This window comes from Psychroflexus maritimus (assembly GCF_011089875.1).
Taxonomy (GTDB): domain Bacteria; phylum Bacteroidota; class Bacteroidia; order Flavobacteriales; family Flavobacteriaceae; genus Psychroflexus; species Psychroflexus maritimus.
In genome coordinates this window covers 1-22,982 of record NZ_JAANAS010000049.1, presented here as the reverse complement: position 1 = coordinate 22,982, position 22,982 = coordinate 1, and the positions used below count along the sequence as shown (strand labels likewise).

Annotated in this window: 20 protein-coding genes and 2 tRNA genes; 12 read left to right on the top strand and 10 right to left on the bottom strand. The window is 32.9% G+C overall.

Annotated elements, in window-relative coordinates:
- Window positions 1-484: 484 nt before the first annotated feature.
- The 8 genes from G7034_RS06900 to G7034_RS06860 form a co-directional block, all read right to left on the bottom strand.
- Complete coding sequence (locus G7034_RS06900; RefSeq protein ID WP_166400233.1) at window positions 485-1,669, bottom strand: T9SS type A sorting domain-containing protein; 1,185 nt, start codon at window positions 1,667-1,669, stop codon at window positions 485-487.
- 152 nt (window positions 1,670-1,821) lie between these two features.
- Window positions 1,822-2,433, bottom strand: coding sequence for a DUF6252 family protein (locus G7034_RS06895; protein WP_166400232.1), 612 nt, complete (start codon window positions 2,431-2,433; stop codon window positions 1,822-1,824).
- A 159-nt stretch (window positions 2,434-2,592) separates the two neighbouring features.
- The gene (locus tag G7034_RS06890; protein ID WP_166400231.1) at window positions 2,593-3,186 is read right to left on the bottom strand and encodes a hypothetical protein; all 594 of its coding nucleotides are present in this window, start codon (window positions 3,184-3,186) and stop codon (window positions 2,593-2,595) included.
- Window positions 3,187-3,693: 507 nt separating this feature from the next.
- Window positions 3,694-3,768 (bottom strand) — tRNA-Pro (locus tag G7034_RS06880).
- A 50-nt stretch (window positions 3,769-3,818) separates the two neighbouring features.
- Window positions 3,819-3,903: transfer RNA gene (locus tag G7034_RS06875), tRNA-Ser, on the bottom strand.
- A 147-nt stretch (window positions 3,904-4,050) separates the two neighbouring features.
- Window positions 4,051-5,337 (bottom strand): T9SS type A sorting domain-containing protein, encoded by a 1,287-nt coding sequence (locus G7034_RS06870; protein WP_166400230.1) that lies wholly within the window; start codon window positions 5,335-5,337, stop codon window positions 4,051-4,053.
- A gap of 1 nt (window position 5,338) precedes the next feature.
- On the bottom strand, window positions 5,339-5,980 hold the full coding sequence (locus G7034_RS06865; protein WP_166400229.1) for a protein-L-isoaspartate(D-aspartate) O-methyltransferase: 642 nt from the start codon (window positions 5,978-5,980) through the stop codon (window positions 5,339-5,341).
- Between the two features lie 156 nt (window positions 5,981-6,136).
- Window positions 6,137-6,781, bottom strand: coding sequence for a 4'-phosphopantetheinyl transferase family protein (locus G7034_RS06860; RefSeq protein ID WP_166400228.1), 645 nt, complete (start codon window positions 6,779-6,781; stop codon window positions 6,137-6,139).
- A 55-nt stretch (window positions 6,782-6,836) separates the two neighbouring features.
- On the opposite strand from G7034_RS06860, the gene ahcY reads away from it, so the two are divergent.
- Window positions 6,837-8,153, top strand: a complete 1,317-nt coding sequence (gene ahcY, locus G7034_RS06855; RefSeq protein WP_166400227.1) for an adenosylhomocysteinase — start codon at window positions 6,837-6,839, stop codon at window positions 8,151-8,153.
- Window positions 8,154-8,266: 113 nt separating this feature from the next.
- Here ahcY and G7034_RS06850 read toward each other — a convergent pair whose 3' ends face one another.
- On the bottom strand, window positions 8,267-9,325 hold the full coding sequence (locus G7034_RS06850) for a nucleoid-associated protein (protein ID WP_166400226.1): 1,059 nt from the start codon (window positions 9,323-9,325) through the stop codon (window positions 8,267-8,269).
- Between the two features lie 168 nt (window positions 9,326-9,493).
- On the opposite strand from G7034_RS06850, the gene G7034_RS06845 reads away from it, so the two are divergent.
- From G7034_RS06845 to G7034_RS06820, 6 genes are all read left to right on the top strand, one after another.
- A complete protein-coding gene (locus G7034_RS06845; RefSeq protein WP_166400225.1) occupies window positions 9,494-10,264 on the top strand; it encodes a class I SAM-dependent methyltransferase in 771 nt (256 codons plus the stop codon).
- 30 nt (window positions 10,265-10,294) lie between these two features.
- Window positions 10,295-10,996 (top strand): GLPGLI family protein, encoded by a 702-nt coding sequence (locus tag G7034_RS06840; RefSeq protein WP_166400224.1) that lies wholly within the window; start codon window positions 10,295-10,297, stop codon window positions 10,994-10,996.
- Window positions 10,997-11,318: 322 nt separating this feature from the next.
- Window positions 11,319-12,005 (top strand): hypothetical protein, encoded by a 687-nt coding sequence (locus G7034_RS06835; RefSeq protein ID WP_166400223.1) that lies wholly within the window; start codon window positions 11,319-11,321, stop codon window positions 12,003-12,005.
- Entirely contained in the window at window positions 11,989-12,606 is a 618-nt protein-coding gene (locus G7034_RS06830; protein WP_166400222.1) for an outer membrane beta-barrel protein, read from the top strand. Before G7034_RS06835 ends, G7034_RS06830 begins: the two co-directional genes overlap by 17 nt.
- A 111-nt stretch (window positions 12,607-12,717) precedes the next feature.
- Window positions 12,718-13,755 carry a 23S rRNA (adenine(2503)-C(2))-methyltransferase RlmN gene (rlmN, locus tag G7034_RS06825; RefSeq protein WP_166400221.1) on the top strand — a complete coding sequence of 346 codons (1,038 nt, stop codon included), beginning with the start codon at window positions 12,718-12,720 and terminating at the stop codon, window positions 13,753-13,755.
- A 171-nt stretch (window positions 13,756-13,926) separates the two neighbouring features.
- Entirely contained in the window at window positions 13,927-15,306 is a 1,380-nt protein-coding gene (locus G7034_RS06820; RefSeq protein ID WP_166400234.1) for a pyridoxal phosphate-dependent decarboxylase family protein, read from the top strand.
- Between the two features lie 14 nt (window positions 15,307-15,320).
- Here G7034_RS06820 and G7034_RS06815 read toward each other — a convergent pair whose 3' ends face one another.
- Window positions 15,321-16,049, bottom strand: coding sequence for an ABC transporter substrate-binding protein (locus tag G7034_RS06815; RefSeq protein ID WP_166400220.1), 729 nt, complete (start codon window positions 16,047-16,049; stop codon window positions 15,321-15,323).
- Window positions 16,050-16,236: 187 nt separating this feature from the next.
- Here G7034_RS06815 and G7034_RS06810 point away from each other — a divergent pair, with 187 nt between their 5' ends.
- From G7034_RS06810 to G7034_RS06790, 5 genes are all read left to right on the top strand, one after another.
- On the top strand, window positions 16,237-17,277 hold the full coding sequence (locus G7034_RS06810) for a Fe(3+) ABC transporter substrate-binding protein (protein WP_166400219.1): 1,041 nt from the start codon (window positions 16,237-16,239) through the stop codon (window positions 17,275-17,277).
- Window positions 17,258-18,916, top strand: coding sequence for an ABC transporter permease (locus G7034_RS06805; protein ID WP_166400218.1), 1,659 nt, complete (start codon window positions 17,258-17,260; stop codon window positions 18,914-18,916). The genes G7034_RS06810 and G7034_RS06805 overlap by 20 nt, the downstream gene beginning before the upstream one ends.
- On the top strand, window positions 18,909-19,907 hold the full coding sequence (locus tag G7034_RS06800; RefSeq protein ID WP_166400217.1) for an ABC transporter ATP-binding protein: 999 nt from the start codon (window positions 18,909-18,911) through the stop codon (window positions 19,905-19,907). The genes G7034_RS06805 and G7034_RS06800 overlap by 8 nt, the downstream gene beginning before the upstream one ends.
- Window positions 19,908-19,924: 17 nt before the next feature.
- Entirely contained in the window at window positions 19,925-22,006 is a 2,082-nt protein-coding gene (locus tag G7034_RS06795) for a M1 family metallopeptidase (RefSeq protein WP_166400216.1), read from the top strand.
- Between the two features lie 105 nt (window positions 22,007-22,111).
- Window positions 22,112-22,744, top strand: a complete 633-nt coding sequence (locus G7034_RS06790) for a phosphoglycerate mutase family protein (protein WP_166400215.1) — start codon at window positions 22,112-22,114, stop codon at window positions 22,742-22,744.
- The last annotated feature ends 238 nt before the right edge of the window (window positions 22,745-22,982 follow it).

The following is a 22,982-nucleotide window of genomic DNA, read 5'->3' as shown; positions in this document are numbered from 1 at the left end:
TTTGAAAAATATTGAACACATTTAAAACAAAAATATTGCACAATCATCCAACTTTGGAATTCTATATATACGCTATGACTGAGTTGAATATTCTTTTAAAGAATATAAATGAATAAGCGTTTTTCTAAGATACGGTAAATGATGAAAATCGTACATAAATTCTTTACTACTTTCGATATATCTTTTTATTGCCGAAAGTAGCTATATCTTTTTTTCAGCTAATTCCTTAATGTCATTATTTTTTACAAGATTGTTTATTTCTTCAATCCTGTTAGTGTAACATACTCTTTTTATTTCTTCTAAATTGTCAAACATTTATTTTAGATTTTTGTTTCTTCATTATGCAATAGAACGGCCTTATATATGAAAAGTAGCGGATTTTGCTCACTAAACTTTCGATTTATAACTGACTTTTAATTTATTCATTTTCTTTCGATTAAGCGTTTAAACCGCTATTTTTTATATACGTTGTTAGCTACTGTTTCTAATGAATGATAATTTTCATGGTCATAAAAACACCATTTAATTTATTAAATACTTTTATTAAATAGAGACCTGAATTTAGTTCTTTTGAATTTATAGTTCTATCAGAATTTAGCACTCCTTTGGCAGTCAATTGGCCTTGTAAGTTAAATAGCTCATATTCATAAATGGTGTCTTCTGGTATGTCAAAATGAATCAGATCACCTCTGGAGATTGGATTTGGATGGACAGAAAAAGGTTTATCTGGAAAGGTATTAATTGTCGAAAGAGGGTTACATGTGTTCCAGCTCAGATTAAAATGTGTATTCATATATTCAATTATAGCTTCAGCGAAAGCAATTGCAAACTCAGTTCTATTGGCAGGAGTATCTCTGATATTTGTAAAATTAAGCTCCATCTGTAGCCCATTTATAGGAGCTCCTGGGTCATAACTAGTGTGATTTGCTGTAATATAACCACCACTGAAATAATTTGAATTTGTACCAGGAAATGGAATGTTTTGGCTAGGCACCGCAGGATAATTTTTGTTTGACAATAATGTACCAAATGAGTATGGTCCTTTTAATAATTGCGCATGAGTATAATTGTTAACATTACTTGTAGCCAAATTTTTTATTGAACTATAGTTAATGTATTGTGATGTATTCAGGGTATTATCTGACAATTCAAGTTCGTCATCATATAGCAAATATCCAAGCTCAACCCTTTGAATGGGATTTCCATGCCCGTGCAAATCCACGAAGAATGTTTTATCATTATACTGTTGATTTGCAGTATTCCTTGCGGTATCAATAAAATTATGAAACTCCTGCCATGCAGTCATTGCTTCTTGATTACCACATGCTCCATCCGCTAAATTTCGATTTGGGTCTAGTTTATTTCGTTTTAAATGAGAAATAATTATGTGAGGATAGCAGCCCGTTTTAGCAAAGAGTAGGTTCTTTATCTCTAATGCAGTTTCAATGGTGAATGCATCAACAGCATATACAGGATTATTGCATGTTCTGTCAGGTATAGAAGCAGGCTCTATATTACCGCCATGCGATACAGATATAACCAAAGGGAGGTTTCCAATTTGATATTCAATATAATTATTTGTCCCAAAATCTACACTTTGTGCAAATGTGTATGATGCTACCAACGATACCAGTAAAATCAGTATTATATTTTTTCTCAGTGATTTCATTTATTAAATAGTTGCCAACGTTTTTGTATATGGTTTGTTGCGTGGTTAAGCACCTAATTTAGCAAATAAAAACCGAATAGAAAATCCGCGAGGATTTTCGTAAGTAAGCTAGAACTAGCAATAAATTATATACGGTGTTGGCATAAGTTTTTTTAGAACCAGTTATCATATTCAATATCAAATCGACCGTCAAGAACTTCTACTATTTCATTAGTTTCAGGATTTATACAACTAAAATAAAACACACCAGAAATTATTTGGTTTTCTTCATCAACTAAATTAAAAGTTATTTCTCCATTATAATTTTCTGTTGTGATGTGATTAAATGAATTATAATAATAAATGTTTGGATTATCTGGGTCTTGAGTATTTGTTGAAAAACTATATTCTGCTGAAATATTACCATTATTTTTTAGAGTTATGGGATAGGTTTCTCCAGTAATTATTGGTTCATTTGATGCAGGTAATTCTATTCTAATGCTTTTGTTTGTTAAAGAATTATAGGCGCTAATAGCTAGGTGATATCCTGGTTCTAATCCATAATATTCGTATTCATAATATCGGTATTGTGCTCTCAATACGGTTGTATAACCTGCACTAAATCCGCCATTATTTCTGGGTAAAAAAGTTTCTCCGTCAATTTTACATCCAAAAGTGTTTTTTCCTTCGGAAGTTATTGCAGGCAGAGAACTTCCTGTACCATCGTCATCATTCGAACACGAATAAAGACTTAAAATCATAAATAATATTAATAGTTTTCTCATTTTTTTCAAATTTATGCCAACTCGTATATATCCCAAACTTCAACCTATTTATCTTATTCAATAGTTTAAATATTCACAAGTGCTTTTGTTCTAAGTTTGATTAATTTATTACAATAGTAAACATTTTAGCTTAAAATTAATTAAAGATGAATAAAAAAATCATAAACCAATTTCATAAGTTTTACTGTTTGGGTAAATCTTTTCTTTACCCCAAACTATATCCAGGTAGGATTCTTTGGCAACAATTACTGTGGATAATTTTAAATTTTCAAGCAACTCATTTTTACTTTCTATTGACTGAAGTTTGACGAGGTCAATTTGCGTGACAAATGAAATGATTAATCCTGAATCTTTAATTTTATAACAAGTAAATGTAACAAACTGATTATTCATTTTAGTTTTGTTTCTGTTTTCATAAATAAACCCAACTGAGTTAAATTTTTCGTGAATATCTATAAGTTTCGTTTGCTGAAAATTGAAATCAAAAAGGCTAGCACTTGTGGCTTCTTTACTTATATTGTTAATTTCTAGATAGACTACTTCGCCTTCTTTAAATGTAATGGAAAAGTGATCTTTGTCGGGTAACTCGTAACGGTAATAGGATTCATTTCCTTCTTCTTCGTATCCGACTAGCTTAAAACTCTCTAAGTCTGATTTTTGATTATTTTGAAATGATTTTAATAGGTCTTTTTTTTCTTGAGTATAGGCTATTATTGTTGTAAAAAATAATAACAGAAATGGGATGTTTTTCATTTTGTTGGTTTTATATTCTTAAAACTAATATCAAATTTAATAAAAATTTTTAAAATACCTTATATTTTTTGGTTTTAAAGGGGTCACATAAAAAATATGGGGATAAGTCTTAGATTTGTCGAAAAAAGCCTAGATGGATTATTCAATATTGAGTTCGTTTTTACCTGTTAGATTACTTAATTATTTTGATGTTGTAGATTTCAAAGAACTAGGTGATTTAAATACCAAAAAGGATTGTTTTCATAGTTAGTTAGATGAGAAAAACATACTTCCTAAGAGATATAATCCATCTGATTATGAATCCAAAGAATTTTATTGATGCACCTCAATAAAGATTTACCTATAAAAGGTAAAACTGTTTAGGGCCAATCAAAGTAGAGTAGTCGAAGTTAAATTCTTCATGTTTAGACTGTAGAAATTATTTGCTTAACCTCCAGAAAATTTATGTGAGCCTCTGTTTTTCAACAAAAAAGCCTTATTTTGTTGAAAATAAGGCTTTTAGTTAAGTCGGGATGAGAGGATTCGAACCTCCGATCTCGCGCCCCCCAGACGCGCACTTTAACCGGACTAAGCTACATCCCGAATTGAATTAGTTTTTCCCATAAAAAAACCCGCAAATTTGCGGGTTTTTGCGGAGGAAGAGGGATTCGAACCCCCGGTACCTTGCGGTACAACGGTTTTCAAGACCGCCGCATTCGACCACTCTGCCATTCCTCCAATAAAATAAGAACATTGCCTTAATTTGCGAGTGCAAATATACTAAGCTTTTTTAATTTTCAAAGTAAATACTCAATAAAATTTGTGCATGAAGACCACATTTTTCTGAATAAATTTTAAACTATTTGTTTATCAGAATAATACAATTTAGTTTTTGATAATCTTTTTGGTAATGCTTCCTTGATTCGTGACTATTTCTAATAAATAGATACCATTGGGCAAGTTGATGAGGTCTATTCGACTGATGTTTTTGGGGTAAGCTTTTACTTCTTTTCCACTAATGCTGTAAAGTTTAAGTTGACTAATTGCATAGTTAGTTCGTACTTCAATGAATCGTGTTGTAGGGTTAGGGTAGAGGTCAATTTCATTTGAATCAAATTCCTCTTTCGAAAAACTTTCGCATTCAAAATCTTCAGTCATTTCAGAAAAAAAATCTCCTTCTTCAATCCACCAAGCTTGCCAATTACCACCGTTACCTTCTTCCCAGTTGGCTAAATTAAAAGAATTTGTGCCTGTAGAAGAGGCGGGTAATTGGTAAACTTTTAAGGCTTTATTTCCTTTATTCCATGTTAGGGATTGATTGGCTTGTAAAACTTCTGGAAGTAAATCTTCTTCACAGTTAGCTTGAATAAAATATGCGTAATCGTCAAATTCTGGATATTCTCCAAAGACTATTGCTTCACCGTTTTCATCAATACAGATTCCAACAAATTCATCGGCTGCAATGCCGTAAGCTACTTCTTGTGTTTCTTCTACTATTCTAGAAATCAAAACACTATGCCTCCCTTTTCTATCAGGATTATTGTAATGGGTGTCAGTAATGGTTTGATTTAAAAACGGATTATCTAGAAAACTTCCCTGACCAATAGAGACTGAAGGGTTAAAGGGATTGCTTAAGGCTTCTTCTGAAGTTACACTTCCATTAATAGCATCAAAATAAAACTCACCCATTATAGCCATTCCAGCGCTAGTTCCACCAATAGGAGCTTGTTTTATATTAATATGATTGTTTAAGGCGTCATTCATTGCATTTCCTTTGAAGTAGTTGACGTAAGTAGCTTGATTGCCACCTGCAAACCAAATAGCCTCTGCATTTTCAATAGCATTGAGCACATAAGGGTCGGTTGCACCAGCTTCATTATGAATAACTAAAGTTTCAACTGAATTAAGATTGGTGTCTAATTCTGAATAAAAATAATCATTGTACCCGTCTGTTCCTGAAGTTCTTAGAACAACCACATCACCACCATCAGCCTTGTTCAAAAACCATTGCATGGCTTGGTCATCTTCAGAAGCACCACCCATTAAACAAATTCCAAAGGATGGATTAGTTGTTATATTTTCAGATTCTCCCGTGAAATAGCTCGTGTAATTTTGAGCATTTAAGGGAATGAATGCAACTAAAAATAGATATAAAAAATAGCAATATTTCATTTTAATTTTTATTTTCTAATAAAGGTACAAACCTAAACTCGCCAAAGCTATGTTTTTCAAATTTTTTAGCATCTTTTCTTATGAGTAATGTCATGATTTGAGGATCTTCTCCTACAGGAATAACCATTCGGCCTCCCACTTTAAGCTGCGCCATTAAATCTTTGGGAATATAGGGAGCCCCTGCGGTGACAATTATTTTATGGTATGGCGCATAGGTTTTAATTCCTTTATATCCATCACCAAAAGTAATATACTTAGGACTATAGCCAATTTTTTTTAAAAATGTTGCCGTTTTTTTGTAGAGTTTGTGCTGACGTTCAATGGTGTAAACTTTAGCTCCTAAATGATGAAGAACAGCAGCTTGATAACCGCTTCCTGTTCCAACTTCAAGAATTTTTTCGCCTTTTTGAACCTCTAGTAATTCGGTTTGAAAAGCCACGGTATAAGGATGTGAAATAGTTTGACCTGAAGAAATAGGAAAAGCTTTATCTTGATAAGCGTGATCTTCAAAACTAGAATCTAGAAAAAGATGCCGAGGTATGCTAGCTATAGCCTCCAAAACAGCCTTGTCTTTGATTCCTTTTGCGGCTAGTTTTTCTGCTAAAAGTTTTCGCTTTCCTTGATGTTTAAAGGTGTCTTCCAATGTTAAAAGGTGTTATTATAAAATTAAAATGAGCACTACAAAGTAAACTTTTAAAATCGGAATTGCAAATTGAAAATCTCATTATCAGTTTTATTTTTCAATGCGTTTACTTACAATCTTCTTTATTCTTTTACTAAAATTCATAAACAAGCCGATTTATGAAGTCAAGTGCCTTTCATTTTCTGTGGCATAAACACAGGTATAATTTTCAACTTCTAAAAAGTGCAAATTATAGTAGCTTTTACTTCCATAGTAGGTTACGCTAGCCGTGGTGGTTTGTTCAGATAAATTAAAGTCGGTTACAAATATATCATGCAAAAACAATAAACCTTGCTTTCCATAGAGTTTGTAAAGCGATTCTTTGGCACCCCAAACAATGGTAAGTTTTTTAATTAAATTATCTCCTTCTAAACTTTCATATTCTTCAAGTGGAGTGAATTTTGGTGCAATTTTTACTATTTTATCACGCTGTTTTTCAATGTCAATACCAACTCTTACGTTGCTAACAATTACGGCTGTAAATTCAAATGAATGAGTAATGGAGATTTGGTTTCCGTCTTTTAAATGCGGTTTTCCGTATTCGTTGTAAAACAAATCATAGTCGGTATATCCAAACTCTTTCAGTAGGTGACGGATGCTCAAGAAGCCCTTTTGGTGAACTTCAGATTTCATTTTTTTTAAACGATTGGTAGAATTAGCACAGAGTTTAATTCCTTTAGTAAGTTCAGTTAAGCTTTCTTCTATTTTCCAAATCAACACTTTAGTTTGTTGGTCAATTGTTATCTTTTTATAAACAGGCATCCAGTTTTTAGTAATATAGTTACTTTTGCATTTCAAAAATCAAATATACAAATCTATGAGTAAAGAGACAGTACCTTATGTTCCTTATAAAGTAAAAGACATCACTTTAGCCGAATGGGGCCGAAGAGAAATTGAATTAGCAGAATACGAAATGCCAGGTTTAATGGCACTTCGCAAAGAATATGGAAATCAAAAACCCTTGAAGGGAGCAAGAATTGCAGGTTGTTTGCACATGACTATTCAAACTGCAGTTTTAATTGAAACTTTGGTAGAATTGGGAGCTGATGTAACTTGGAGCTCATGTAATATATTTTCTACTCAAGACCATGCTGCTGCAGCTATTGCTGCTGCTGGAATTCCAGTTTATGCTTGGAAAGGAATGAGCGAAGAAGAATTTAATTGGTGTATTGAGCAAACTTTGTTTTTTGGTGAAGACCGAAAGCCGCTCAATATGATTTTGGATGATGGTGGTGATTTAACTAACATGGTTTTTGATGAATATCCAGAATTAGCTGAAGGAATTAAAGGACTTTCTGAAGAAACCACTACTGGAGTTCATCGTTTGTACGAACGTATGAAAAATGGAACTTTAGTGATGCCAGCTATTAATGTTAATGATTCGGTTACTAAATCTAAATTCGATAATAAATACGGTTGTAGAGAAAGTGCAGTAGATGCTATACGAAGAGCTACCGATACTATGTTGGCAGGTAAACAAGTTATTGTTTGTGGCTATGGTGATGTAGGTAAAGGAACAGCTGCATCATTTAGAGGAGCTGGTTCAATTGTTACGGTAACAGAAATTGATCCAATTTGTGCTTTACAAGCGGCCATGGACGGTTTTGAGGTAAAGCGACTAGAAACTGTACTTCATAAAGCTGATTTAGTAATTACAACTACAGGAAATAAAGACATTGTTAGAGGTGAGCATTTTGAAGCCATGAAAAATCAAACCATTGTTTGTAATATTGGTCATTTTGATAACGAAATTGACGTTTCTTGGCTGAAAGAAAACCACGGAAGTACGCGTATTGAAATCAAACCTCAAGTAGATAAATATACCATCAACGGTAATGCTATTATTTTACTTGCTGAAGGTAGATTAGTAAACCTAGGATGTGCTACTGGTCATCCAAGTTTTGTGATGAGTAATTCGTTTACTAATCAAACTTTGGCACAAATGGAGTTGTGGAACAACACCAATCAATACAAAAACGAAGTGTATATGTTGCCTAAACACTTAGATGAAAAAGTTGCTGAATTGCATTTAAGTAGAGTAGGAGCTGAATTAACTAAATTGAAGAAGGACCAAGCCGATTATATTGGCGTAGAGGTTGAAGGTCCATTCAAACCAGAATACTACAGGTATTAATCAGATTATCTGACTAACAAAAAAAACCGCTTGTCCTTAAGAGTTCAAGCGGTTTTTTATGGGTACTATCGAATACCAATTTAAGCCTTAAATGTTGCTTTTTAGCTCATCGACTATTTTTTCTCTTCCTTATTGAAATAGACTAGGTAATAATACATTTGTCGTTCTTCGTCCCAACCTTTTTCAATGAATTTTTCAGCGCTGTCTCCACTTACAAAATCCATTTTAATTTGTACATGCGTATCAAGGTTAATTACACTTTTTACCTTTTTTCTAGCATCAGTTACGGCGGTATTCGAAATAGGGAAATTAGCCAATTCGTTAACCCTGTATTTGTCGCCTTGTTGCTCTTTGTAATTCCTAAATTCGGGTTCTAAATCTGGGTTTTCAATCACTTCTCCAATAAATTTTTGTTCATCAAATTCATCATTAGAAGCAAAATGATTCATTGCTCTATTCATGAACAATACTTCTTGCTGTTTATCTTCAGCAGGAAGAACCACATCTTTGGCAAAATTTTCGCAAAACTTAAGGTATTTCTTAGTGTAAAAATTTTCATCTTCAAAAAAGTCCACTCCCAAAAAGCTTTCCAACCAATACTTTGTATCGTATTTGTTAGAATCAATAGATAAAATCTTATAGCCTTGTTCTTTTTCTTTATTAAAAATCAAAGCACCTTTGTCTAATTTATTTAAATAAACCCCCTGCTGTAAAATGACGTCAAGGTTGTTTTCTTTTTCTTGAAACTGAAGAAAGTCGTGTTTTAACTCTGATTTAAAAATACCAACAGCATCAACTTTTTCGTTGTCTAGAAGCATATTTTCAAAGTAAACTACATAAACTTCACCGCCCTTTATATGTTGATGCAACGATTGGTCAAACAGATAACGGGTAATTTTTTTAGACTGTTCATGCGCCTGCGAAGGATTGTTGAAAATATCGCTAACCATGGTATGGAGCTGATGAAACTCTAAATCGGTTTCATGAATAAACTGATAATAATTTTCTTCTTTATCTCTAAACGACTTTAAAAAGTATTCCTTAATCAGAGGAGTTAATTCGTCGGTAAGTTGATAGGGGTCCTGAGAAATAAAAATTCCTTCATTTCTACTTTTATTTCCTACTCGATGTACTGAAAGGTTTTCAATTTGTGCGCTAAAAAGATTAATCATAAGTTACTTTTATTTTGCGCAAATATGCGAAATTATACGCTTGAACACTTAGGCTTTTGCTGTTTTTTTAGCTTCAAAATTTGGCTAAGTATGTTTTTATTGGCTTTGTAAACTACTTTTCTAAAGTTTCTTAATCATTTCCTTAACTTTGCCAAAAAATGCACTCTTTTGAAATCATTATTTAAACTGGCTTTAAAACTTTTTCCTCGTCCACTTTTAATTCGGCTTAGCTACTGGGTGAGGCCTTTCCTAGCCTGGTGGTATAGAGGGAATACTTATACCGACCCAATTGATGGAAAAAGCTTTAGGAAATTTTTGCCTTATGGATACGAAAATTCGCGCGAAAATGTGCTTTCGCCTTCCACGCTATCCTTAGAGCGCCACCGTTTACTCTGGTTGTGGTTGAAAAATGAAACGAAGTTTTTTTCAGAATCCTTAAAAATGCTTCATTTTGCTCCTGAACAAGCTTTTTATAAACGCTTCAGAAAGATGAAAAATCTGACTTATACAACTACCGATTTAAATTCGCCTTTAGCCGATATACATGCCGATATTTGTGACTTGCCTTTTGAAAATGAAAGTTTTGATGTGATTTTTTGCAATCACGTACTAGAACACATTCCGAATCATCAAAAAGCCGTTCAAGAAATCTTTCGAATACTCAAAAAAGGAGGCTTTGCCGTACTGCAGGTACCTCAGGATTTGAAGTTAGCAAAAACTTTTGAAGACAACAGCATCACCGACCCCAAAGAACGTGCAAAAATTTTTGGGCAGTATGATCACGTTAGGGTTTATGGTAGCGACTATTTTGATTTTTTAAGTAGCTTTGGTTTTCGTGTAGAAGCTATTGATTACACACAAAATTTTTCAGCACAAGAAATCAAGAAATACGCCCTTGCTAAAGGTGAAATCTTACCTGTAGTTTATAAAGCTTCTTAACTAGTATAAAACCTTTTAAACATCATTAAAATGAACTATTTAAAACTATTTTTTTTGCTTTTTGCCCTCATTGGTTCAGCTCAAGATTACACTTCGGGGTATGCAACCTACGGTGTTGAAATGGCGGCATTGCAAATAGATACGAGTAAGGTTGAAAATAACCAAGTGAAAAGTGTAATTATACAGCAACACAAAAAGAAGAAGCGATTATTAAATGAAGATATTGAATTTTTTAAGTTAACCTTTGACTCTAATTATAGTCGATTTGAAACTATTGAACGGCTCAGTAAAGATAATGACCCAGACTGGAAATATATTTTAAATTCTGAGGTATATGTTTATGACTATGTGAATGACAATTTTCAAATACAAAAAAGTATTAACGGGAAAAATTATATTTTAACCAAATCAAATGATTTGAATTGGAAAATTACTGAAGAAACAAAGCGCATAAGAGGTTATCATGCAAGAAAAGCTGTTGTTGAAGTAGAAAGAGAGAATGGAATTGTTGTTAAAATAGCCGCTTGGTTTACTTCAGACCTTCCCATCAATTTAGGGCCACTTCATTATAATGGTCTTCCCGGTTTAATTATCGAACTTCAAGAACTTGACAAAATTTATTATTTGAAAAATATTAAACCTAAAAAGTTAATAACAACTAAGAAACTAAGCGGTAAATCAATCTCAAAAACTGAGTATGATGAATTAATTGAAAATGCGGTTAGGTTTTAAAAGATTTCACTAGCCTCCAAAACTTTTTTAGTTTTGACTAAAAACAGAGTTTTAGCCTTACAAATATAGCTTTTACACTGAAAATAAGTCCACCCTATGTTTTATTTCCATTTGTGAATTAGGTAGAACTTTCTTATACCCTCATTAACTTGATTACAAACTTCGTCTAGAGTAATATAGTGATACAAGCAGAGTCTTATTTTTTCAGTGAGATTTGGTAATTAAAAATTAAATACGATTATCAATTTTTTATTACCAAAATGATTAAATTAGCACCTAATTGTTTTTTAAATGAAATTTTCTCATGAAAAACCGCTTGCTGTTGTTAGTATTATTTTCTTTTATTTCTTGTTCAGAAATAGAAGATGACAAACGTTACCGTATCCAAGCTAAGTTTTTAGACCTTGAAAACCAACCCATTTCTGATGTGAATGTAACCAGTTTGAGAGGGAATAATTTTTTTAGTTCTGGTGTAATTTTAGGAAATAGTGTTTCTGATCAACAAGGGAAAGTAGAATTTACCTCACTAGTTCCTTCAGGAAACTATGTTACCCTCGCTATCAATTCGTTAACATCAATAGATGATGAGGCATTGCTATTAAAAGATTTCTCTAGCCTAGTGTTTGTTATTAATAATTCGGTTCTAGAAGAAACTATGAATTTTAACTTAGGGGATTTCATCCTTCATGAACAAATAAGCTTCGAATTTCAGCTAACTAAAACTTCAACTTCGCCAGCGGTTATTAATTGGCAATTAATCTACCAAGATTCATCTTCTTGTATTTTTGATATTGAAACTCCTGAAGACCTTAACCAAGAATTTACTTGCCAAAACACAAACACCATTAACCGTACAAACGATGTAAATAATCCCAATGAAAATATAAATCTTGGCATAAATAAAAATTCATTACTTACATTTATATATTCTATAAATGGAGGTGAAAATCAAGTCATTGAAATTAATCCAAATACCTTGAATAATAATGCATTTGAATTCAATTATTAATTGTTTTTTCTTTCTTGCAATAAGCTTTCAATTAGTTGCACAGCAAGATGATTCACTAAATAACGAGCACGAATTATTAGGCGTGAAGTTAGGGGGAGTTTTACCAATGGGGTTTGGAGATAATTTTGCTTCTGAAGCTATTGATTTTAGTTATGGAGCTGAGTTACAAGCTAATTTTTATATTTTTGAATCGGCTTTTTTCTTTGGTTATCGTTTCCAGTACTTAAGAGGTGACGTGGAGGAGCAAATTTTAGTTGGTAATTACGACTACACCAATGTAACTTTTAACGGTTTAAATTTAGGGTATCAGTATAAATTCTCGAATAAATGGGGCATTGAGCCAAGCCTTAGTTATGGTAGGACAAGGTTTAGAAATTACCAAACTAATAGTCCAAATAGTTTAGATTTTGAAGATTCGGCAAACACTTTATTTGTTTCCTTACCATTAAATTATAGCTTATCTAAAGGGTTTAAAATTTATCTTCAACCAGAATATAGAACTGACTTTATGAATATAAAAACAGCTGCATCTAATGCTAGTTTTTTTGATCGTACTCAATTCTTCAATTTAGTAATAGGTGTTAAACTTTCACTTTTTTAAACATCAATTTCCAGTTTAAAATATTTCAACAATAAAAACAAGGCTTAATAAGTTTTTGAAGATACCTTTATTTTAGCTTTTCACTTTTTTTAAAAACACTAACTTTGCAAGGTGAAAAAGAAAAAAGATATACGCACATTAACTAAAGAGGAGTTGAGGAACTTCTTTGTTGAAAATGGTGATCAAGCCTTTCGAGGAAATCAAGTTTATGAGTGGCTTTGGAATAAGGCTTGCTATAAGTTTTCAGACATGACTAACCTCGCTAAATCAACCAGAGAGATGTTAGAGGAGAATTTTGTGATTAATCACATTGAGGTTGATCAAATGCAACGGAGTAAAGACGGAACAATCAAAAATGCTGTAAAATTACATGATGGCTTTACAGTTGAATCTGTTTTAATACCAACTTTTTCAAGAACAACCGCTTGCGTTTCTTCTCAAGTAGGCTGTAGCTTAGATTGTAAATTTTGTGCCACTGCGCAACTTAAGCGAATGCGTAATCTAAATGCCGATGAAATTTATGATCAAGTAGTTGCTATTGATAAAGAAAGTAAACTTTATAATGGCATTCCGCTTTCTAATATTGTTTATATGGGAATGGGCGAACCCTTAATGAATTACAATAATGTGTTGGCTTCCATAGAAAAAATAACCAGCCCAGAAGGTTTAGGAATGTCTCCCAGAAGAATTACACTTTCTACTTCAGGGGTTCCTAAAATGATTAAACGTTTAGCCGATGACCAAGTCAAATTTAATTTAGCAGTTTCCTTACATTCTGCTAGAAATGAAATAAGAACACAAATAATGCCTTTCAACAAAACTTTTCCTTTAGAAGATTTGAGAGATGCTTTGATTTATTGGTACGAAAAAACAAGAAAACAAGTTACTTATGAATACATTGTTTGGAAAGGAATTAATGATGAACAAGAAGATATTAATGCTTTAGTTGAATTTTGTCAACACATTCCATGTAAGGTAAACATAATTGAGTACAACTCCATTGATGATGATCAATTTGAGCAAGGCTCAGACCAGGCAGTGGCTATGTACATGAATCAATTGGAAAAAAACGGAATCACTGCTACACTAAGACATTCAAGAGGAAAAGATATAGATGCGGCTTGTGGTCAACTAGCCAATAAACAGTAAAGAAATGTTTTAAGGCAAAGAAGCTTTTATTATGTCAAATTAGTAGTAAATTATATATCTCCCTACTATTTGATAAGCAAATATTTAATTTACTTCTGTTTTTCTACTTCTAGCTTTAGTGTACTTTTGCATTCAATAAAAAAAACAGCTATGACTAGACAAGTAAAAAGTATGCATTCTATTGATATAGGTACAGTAGAAATGATGCTCGATATAATGAAATATTCTATTGGTCGGATTTCCAATACTAATCCAGATATGGGAAAACCAACAAAAGAGGAAGATTTGTTGAAGTTGGTTGGAGATACAGTAACCGAAGAAGGTATTGGTGGAGAAAAGGCTTTTCAGTTGTTTAGGGATGTTTTGTCTAAAGCAGCTGTTCCCGTAGATCACCCAAGACACTTGGCTTTTGTTCCTGCTGCCCCAACTAAAGCTGCTATTTTGTTTGATTTGGTAACTTCAGCTTCTAGTATTCACGGTGCTTATTGGATGACAGGCGGCGGTGGTATTTTTTGTGAAAATAGAGCTATGGAATGGTTGGTCTCACTCACCGGGCTTCCCGATAAGTCATTTGGCGTATTTACATCAGGTGGAACTGCAGCAAATTTATCTGCAATTGTTGCAGGAAGAGAATATTGGCGGTCTTTGGATGATGATAATAAAGGCTTAAAAGCACTTTTAATTACTTCTAATGGTGCGCATTCTAGTATAAAATCTATGGCTAAGGTAATTGATGCAGATATCCTTTTGGTAGATGATGAAAAAAACGAAAAACTTACACGAAGTGCGCTAGAAACTGCAATTGAAAAACTAACAGAATTCGATAGAAAACGATTGTTTGCTGTTGTGGCTACAGGAGGAACTACCAATGCTGGTATTATTGATGATTTAGACGGAATTGCTGAGGTTTGCGAAAAAGAGAACTTGTGGTATCATGTAGATGCTGCTTATGGAGGTGGTGCGCTTGCAGCTCCTTCTGTAAGGCATTTGTTTAAAGGAATTGAACGCGCAGATAGCATCACTATAGACCCACATAAATGGATGTTCTCTCCTTATGATTGTGGGGCGGTAATCTATAAAAACATGGAGCTAGCGGCTAATGCACATTCCCAAAAAGGAGCTTACTTAGATATTTTTAAAGATGAAGGAGCTCAAGGCTTTAATCCAGCCGATTACCAGATTCAACTAACTAGAAGACTAAGAGGTTTACCTCTTTGGTTTTCATTAGCCATGCATGGTACAAATAAATACACGGAAGCCATAGAACGAGGAATTAGTCTTGCAAATTTTGCGGCTCAACAAATCCAACATAACCAAAACCTTGAGCTTGTAAGAGAGCCTGGCCTTTCATGTGTTTTGTATAAAAGAAAAGGATGGGAAGCAGAAGACTATAGAAATTGGACCTATAAAAACCATCAAGCTAATTTTGCTCTGGTAACGCCTACTAAATGGACACAAGATGGAATAACAGAAACCTGTGCAAGGTTTTGTTTTATTAATCCAGATACCAAAGAAAGCGACATTGTAGAGATACTTGAATCAATGAATTAAGTTTCCCTTTTTAATTAAGTTAAACCCTTACGCCATTCCAATAAAAACGGAATGGCTTTTTTCATTCTGCTTCCATACCAAGAAAAAAATTCACCATTTACAATTTGATAGGCCGTATTAGCTAAGTTTATTTCTTTGATGTTTTTTTTATTAAAAGGATAGGGTTCTGAAGAAAATAAAACTAAATCTGATTCTTGCAAATCATTTTCATCTATTACAGGATATCGTTCTAAATGAGAAAAAACATTATCCAATTTAAAAAGCTTAAGCATTGAATTAATAAAAGTATTATTTCCAGCAACCATAATGGGGTCTTTCCAAATTAAATAGGCTACCTTTAAAGGAGAAGTTTTTTTGAGCTCTGCTTGGGTTTGAGCGATTAATTGAGTAATTTCTTGATGTAATTGTCTGGCTTCAAGATTTCTATTAAATAGCTTTCCATATTCAAGTATCAAATCTAATGCTCCTTCTATTGAATGAAAATCAGCCAAGTGAACATCAAATTCTTTACTTAATTCTTCAACCGTAGCCTTTGTGTTTTCTTCCTTATTAGCACAAATAAAATCAGGTTGTAATTTTTTTACTTTTTCTACATTCACATTTTTAGTACCACCTATGATAGTTTTTTCTGTTCTTAAATGTTCAGGATGCAAACAGAAATTAGTTACCCCAACAAGTTCTTTGTTCAAATTTAAATCGTGTATTAGTTCTGTCTGACTTGGTACTAGGCTAACTATCTGCATTATAAAGCTTTGTTTAAAAGAATTAATTTGAAGCATCAAAATACTAATAATAATCTGAACAAACTTAATAAATAAAAGAGTTTTTACACGTTTAGAAGCTTTTAATAAAACAAGTTAAGATAAATATTTTATTAAAATTCAGTCTAAATAAGCTTAATTATTTTATATTTGCCAAAAAATAAAAGTTATGAATAAATTGCCACTTCTGCTATTAATCGTTCTTATTTCATTTTCTTGTAAAGAGAATTCAGAAAAGAAAGAAACTGCCAATAATAAAGAACTGAATGTTTATACACATCGTCACTATGATTCTGACAAAGCGCTTTTTGAGTTGTTTGAAAAACAATCAGGAATTAAAGTCAATGTCATTAACTCGAAAGCCGATGAGCTAATACAAAAAATGGTTTTAGAGGGTGAGCAATCTCCTGCCGATGTTTTAATCACTGTTGATGCAGGAAGACTTCACATGGCCAAAGCTAAGGGTTTACTGCAGCCTGTAGCAAACAAAGAAACTATAGATAGTTTGGTAGCTCCAAATTTAATTGATAAAGATTATCATTGGGTGGCTTTAACTAAGCGTGCTCGTGTACTAGTTTACGCAAAAGACCGTGTAGATCCTGAAAGTTTATCTACCTATGAAGACTTGATTCTTCCAAAATGGAATGATAAACTTTTGTTCAGAAGTTCGTCTAATATTTACAACCAATCTTTAATGGCTTCAATAGTGGCTAACGATGGGGAAGACGCTGCAAAAAAATGGGCTCAGGGCATGGTTAAAAATCAAGCTAGAAAACCTAAAGGTAATGATCGAGACCAGGTAAAAGCAGTAGCAGCCGGAGAAGGCGATATTGCTATTGTAAATACCTATTACATTGGTAAAATGCTTAATTCTAACGATCAATCTGAATTGGAAGCAGTGGATAAGGTAGCTGTATATTTCCCTAACCAAAATGATAGAGGAACGCATATAAACGTTAGTGGAATTGGCGTAGCCAAACATTCTCCCAATGCAGAAGCAGCTAATCAGTTTATAGATTTTTTACTTAGTGAAGAAGCGCAAAGTGTTTTTGCTCTTTCAAATTATGAGTATCCTGTGAATACTAATGTAGAAAATTCTGACGTATTAAAAGCTTGGGGAGACTTTAAAGAGGATGATTTACACCTTAATTTGTTAGGTGAATTAAACAAAAAAGCAGTAATCTTATTTGATGAAGCAGGCTGGAAGTAGTCAGGAAAGTTTTTCCTTTAAACATAGAATTCAACGCGGTATTCGCGATTTAAATAAATGGACGGTTTTTACCGTCCTTATTCTATTATTTATTGCCGTACCTGTTATTACTATCTTTTTTAAACTCTTTGGTGGTCCTGGTGAAAGTTGGGGACATATCACCAATTATTTACTTGTAGATTACCTGAAAAATTCACTTTATTTAAGTGTACTTTGTACCCTTATAACCTTGGTGACGGGGGTAGTTTCTGCATGGTTAGTTACGCGCTTTGAGTTTCCATTTCGTACCTACTTAGAGTGGTTATTAATTATTCCACTAGCAATTCCTGGGTATATAATGGCTTATGCTTATGCAGGTTTTTTGGATTATGGCGGCATCTTTTCTTGGTTAATTAGTCCGTTTGGAATTGAAAACTTTAAGTTAGACATGATGAACGTTGTTGGACTTTCATTTGTCTTAGGCATTTCATTATTTCCATACGTTTACGTAAGTGCTCGTGCATTCTTTCTTACTCAGGCCTTAAATTTGTTAGAGGCTTCGCGACTTTTAGGAGTGAGTGAAACAAAATCTTTTTTTAAATTAATTTTTCCCTTATCTAGACCAGCTATTGTTGCAGGCCTAGTTTTAGTCTTAATGGAAGTCCTTAACGATTATGGTGCAGCTCAATATTTTGGCGTTAATACATTTACTACTGGAATTTTTAGGTCTTGGTTTTCTTTAGAAGAGCCAGAAACCGCCATTTATTTGTCTGCGCTCTTACTTAGTATAGTTTTTGTTTTAATTATTTTAGAAAAATACCAGCGTAGGAAATTGCAATATACCTCTCCGAAGTCCGGACGAACAAGTATTAATCATCGAATTAAGCTAAGTTTTCCTAGACAATTGCTTCTTAGTTTCTTAGTTAGTTTACCTGTGGTATTAGGTTTTCTCATTCCTGTTATACAACTTCTTCAATGGGCCGTTAAAACTTATACGCAAGTTTTTAATCAAGATTTGCTTTGGCTATCTTTACAAAGCTTTGGAATTGCTTTTGTAGCCGCTTGTTTTACTGTTTTATTTGCATTATTATTGTTGTATTTTTCAAAATGGAATAAAATTTACAGTGTACAATCTGCTGCCAAACTTGGTGTTTTAGGTTATGCTATACCCGGTGCTGTGGTGGCTATTGGAATAATGATTCCAACACTTTCTCTAGATAAAACTTTTATAGAATTAGGCTGGGCTTCTAAATTTATAATCAATGGTACTTTAATTGCTTTGGTGTATGCTTATGTGGTTCGATTTTTAGCCGTAGCCTATCAGCCTCTAGAATCTTCTTCACTCAAGGTAAATAGCAGTATTCCAGATTCTTCAAAAATTTTAGGAATGGGAAACTTTAAAACTTTTTTCAAGATTGAGTTTCCGTTGCTTAAAGCTGGTATGTTAAGTGCTTTTATTTTAGTCTTTATAGATATTTTAAAAGAATTACCATTAACTTTAATCCTTAAACCATACCATATCAACACTCTAGCAGTTAAAGCTTATGGCTATGCAAGTGATGAAATGGTCATGCAGGCTTCTATTCCATCACTTTTTATTATATTAACCGCCTTAATACCTGTTATCATATTAAATAAATTACTGCTCAAAAATGGATAGAATTCTTGAAGTGAACAACTTAACTAAAAGCTTTAATCAAGGAAAAAGCTTCGCCTTAAAAAACCTTAATTTTCATATTGATCGAGGACATATTTGTGCGGTTGTTGGAGAGAGTGGTAGTGGTAAAACAACTTTAATTCGGTTAATTGCAGGCCTTGAAAATCCAGACCAAGGAGAAATTATACTTAATAATTACCTTGTTTCTTCATTAAAAAAAGTAGTAGCTCCAGAAAAGCGAAACATAGGGATGGTTTTTCAGGAATATGCGCTTTTTCCTCACCTTAATGTGATGGATAACATTATCTATGGTTTAACTAAATCTAAAAACAAAAAAGAACGTGCACAAGAAGTAATTGATCTTGTTGGGCTTACTAATTTTGAAAAACGCTATCCTCATGAGTTATCAGGAGGCCAACAACAACGAGTAGCCTTAGCCAGAGCTTTGGCACCTAAACCATCGTTACTAATCTTAGATGAACCTTTTAGTAATTTGGATGCAATGATGAGGCATCAATTAAGAAATGAAGTCTTTAATATCATTAAAAAAACCGGGGTTACCGCTATATTTGTTACCCATGATACGCAAGATGCTCTAGCTGTAGCTGATGAGATTTTAATTCTTCAAAATGGCCAATTAGTGCAAAAAGACGAAGCTTCTAAGCTTTATAATCAGCCTCAATCTATTTACGTTGCTTCGCTTTTCGGAAATACTGTACAACTAAACAAAGGCCTAAAAAAAGCTTTTAGGTGCCCGCTTAAGGAGGATTGTTGCCACGCCATTAGAAACGAAAATATTACTATAAATGCCTCCGATTGTGAGTATGTCACTGAAGCTTCTATTTTAAAAAGAACCTTTTTAGGAACTCATTCTCAACTTCTACTAAAATTAGAAAATGGAGAAAACTTGACCGTTGTAACTAATGAAGCCGTTTTAGGCGATACCCTAAAAATTGGTTTTAATTCAAAAGATGTTCTTCAATTTGATGAGTAATTTTTAAAATGAACACAATGAAGCTTGTTTTTTTAAATTTATTATTCTTTTCTTTCTTCAATCTGCTTTTTGCACAACAGCTAGAAAAAGTTGATTTTAAAGAGGTGAAAGCTGATTTAAAAATTTTACCAAGTCAAAAATCCATAGAAGGAAAAGTAAATTATACCATTCAAACGCTGCAAAGCCTGGATACCATTTACCTAGACGCGGTTGATATGGAAGTTAAAAGTTGTGATGAAGCTTCCCATTATCAAATTACTAACACTAAAGATAAACTGTACTTTATTGGCAACTTTAAGTCAAATACCACCTATAATTTTTGCTTCAGTTATAAAGCAACCCCAAAACAAAGTTTATATTTTGTGCCCACTGAAGAAGCTGAAGTTGGTCAGATTTGGACGCAGGGGCAGGGTAAAAATACTTCACATTGGTTTCCTAGCATTGATGACCAAAATGAAAAAATGATTTTCAATCTTTCCATTGAAGCACCAACAGATTATTATGTGCTTTCTAACGGAGTACTACAAAATAAAGTTTCAAGTGAAAATACTACACAATGGAACTATAGTATGAATCAGCCTATGTCGTCTTATTTACTAGCTTTAGCATTGGGTGATTTCCTTTCAGAAGAACTAGAAAGTAGCTCAGGAGTACCCATTCAACTTTTTTTAAGCAAAAAGTACAAACATCAATTTGAACCTACCTATAGACATACGCAACAAATCTTTGATTTTTTAGAGGAAGAAATTGGAGTAGCTTATCCATGGCAAAAATTTAAACAAGTTGCGGTTAAAGATTTTTTATACTCGGGAATGGAAAACACGGGCCTAACTATTTTTTCTGAACAATTTATAACCGATTCAATAGGTTTTAAGGATCTGAATTATGTAAGTGTAAACGCCCATGAATTAGCCCATCACTGGTTTGGCAATTATATTACGGCAACCTCAAGTAAACATCATTGGTTGCATGAAGGCTTTGCAACTTATTACGCCTTATTAGCCGAACGTGAAATATTTGGCGATGAATATTTTTATTTTCAGCTCTATCAATGGGCGGAAGCTTTAAAAAAAGAAAGCGACAAAGGCAAAGGAGAAGCTTTGATAAAATCGGGGGGAAGTAGCCTGACTTATTACCAGAAAGGAGCTTGGGCGCTTCACGTTTTAAGAGAAAAAGTGGGTGTGACTAACTTTAAAACAGCAGTTAAAAATTATTTAGAAAAAAATGCTTACCAAAACGTAACTACTGAAGATTTTTTAGCAGAGGTTGAAGCTGTAAGTAAAAGAGATTTAACCCAATTCAAAATAGATTGGTTAAAACAAGTTGCTTTTCCAGCAGATCAAGCACTAAATTCACTTAGAAAATCTGTTTTTATACCTCCTCTTTTAGAATTAATAGCTTTAAGAGAAACCGATTTATCTTTAAAAAGTGGACAATTAAGTAAGTTTTTAACTTATCCTGTTAATCATTACCATGCGTCAGAAGCTGTGTTTCAAATTCCAAATTCATCATCATCTCAAGCTATTCGTCTTTACATGAAAGCTTTTTCAGCTAAAAGTTGGCAAGTAAGGCAAGCTATTGCTTCATCTCTAAACCAAATTCCCAATCAATTAATTGAAGCTTATGAAGGTCTTCTAGCTGATGAATCCTACCTTACACAAGAAAAAGCATTACTTCATTTATGGGGAAATATCCCATCTAACAGAAAAATTTATCTTTCACAGACAAAAGACACCTATGGTTTTTATGACCGTGAATTTAGAATGTTATGGCTAATGCTGGCGCTAGCTACCCAAGATTTTGAACCAGAAAATACAACCGCATATTTTAATGAATTGAGCGCTTATACAGATAAAAAATATCCTGTTGAAGTTAGAGAAAACGCCTTTAATTACTTATATCAATTAGATACATTTGCGCCAAAAAACTATAAGGATTTAATTGCCTCTTGTTTGCATTTTAAATGGAGATATGCAAAGTTTTCTCGTTCTTTATTGAAAACAATGTTGAAAGATCGAACTCATGAATTAAATATTGACGATTTAAAAGATGAGCTTCTAAATAGCGAAAAAGAGTTTCTAAAATCGCTAAACAATTGAGCTAATTAAAAAAATAGAACACGGGTTAATATATATTTCAGGCTCGATAGTTTTGTTTAACTGGATTTACTTTTATACATTTGAAAAGCTAAAATAACGACTAGAATGAAAAAATTAAGTTTGATACTTATAGCCTCTATACTTTTGTCTTGCGGCGATGCTGAAAAACCAAAGGGTTACGTAAATTTTAATCCCCTAGGTTCAACTACTGAATATGACAAAACAACCTATTATTTCATTCGTCATGCAGAGAAAGATTTAACTACCGAAGAAAACCCTCAATTAACTTTTGAAGGAATTAAAAGATCTAATTACTGGGCAGAATATTTTACTGATAAACAACTCACAGCTTTCTACACGACTAAGTTTACTCGAAATTATCAAACGTTAATCCCTATAATGCATAACTTTAAGGGAAAACCGAAAGTATATGAACCAAAAACAGACTCTCTTTTTTCTGAAACTTTTTGGAAAGATACTTATGGTAAAAACGTGGTTGTTGTCGGGCATAACAATACAACACCTCAATTTGTTAATGAGATTTTAAGAAAAGATAAATACACTACTATTGAAGATGGTGTTTATGGTAATCTTTACAAAGTTGAAATTGATGAAGCAGGTTTCATCAAAGATACTCTTTTAAATTTCGAGGAAATTAATCTTTCTGAAGAGTTGCTTAAAGAATTAGAATATATAAAAGAGGCAGAAGAGGTAGAGTTTACAGATTTTTCATCCTAAAGCTACTTGACTAAGTCTTATTATCGATTTAAAAATACCATCAAACTTAACTGCATGAATTAGGTTAAATTCATTGTTTTATTTTTTTTACTCCCATTTTAACTAGGGTAACCGATTTACAAATATTAATAATCGAACACAGGTTAATAACCTGAGTTCGATTATAATCACAAAGTCAAAATCAATAAGGATATTCAGTTACAAGGCAATTTTTTGAAGGATAGCCTTAGCTATCGTG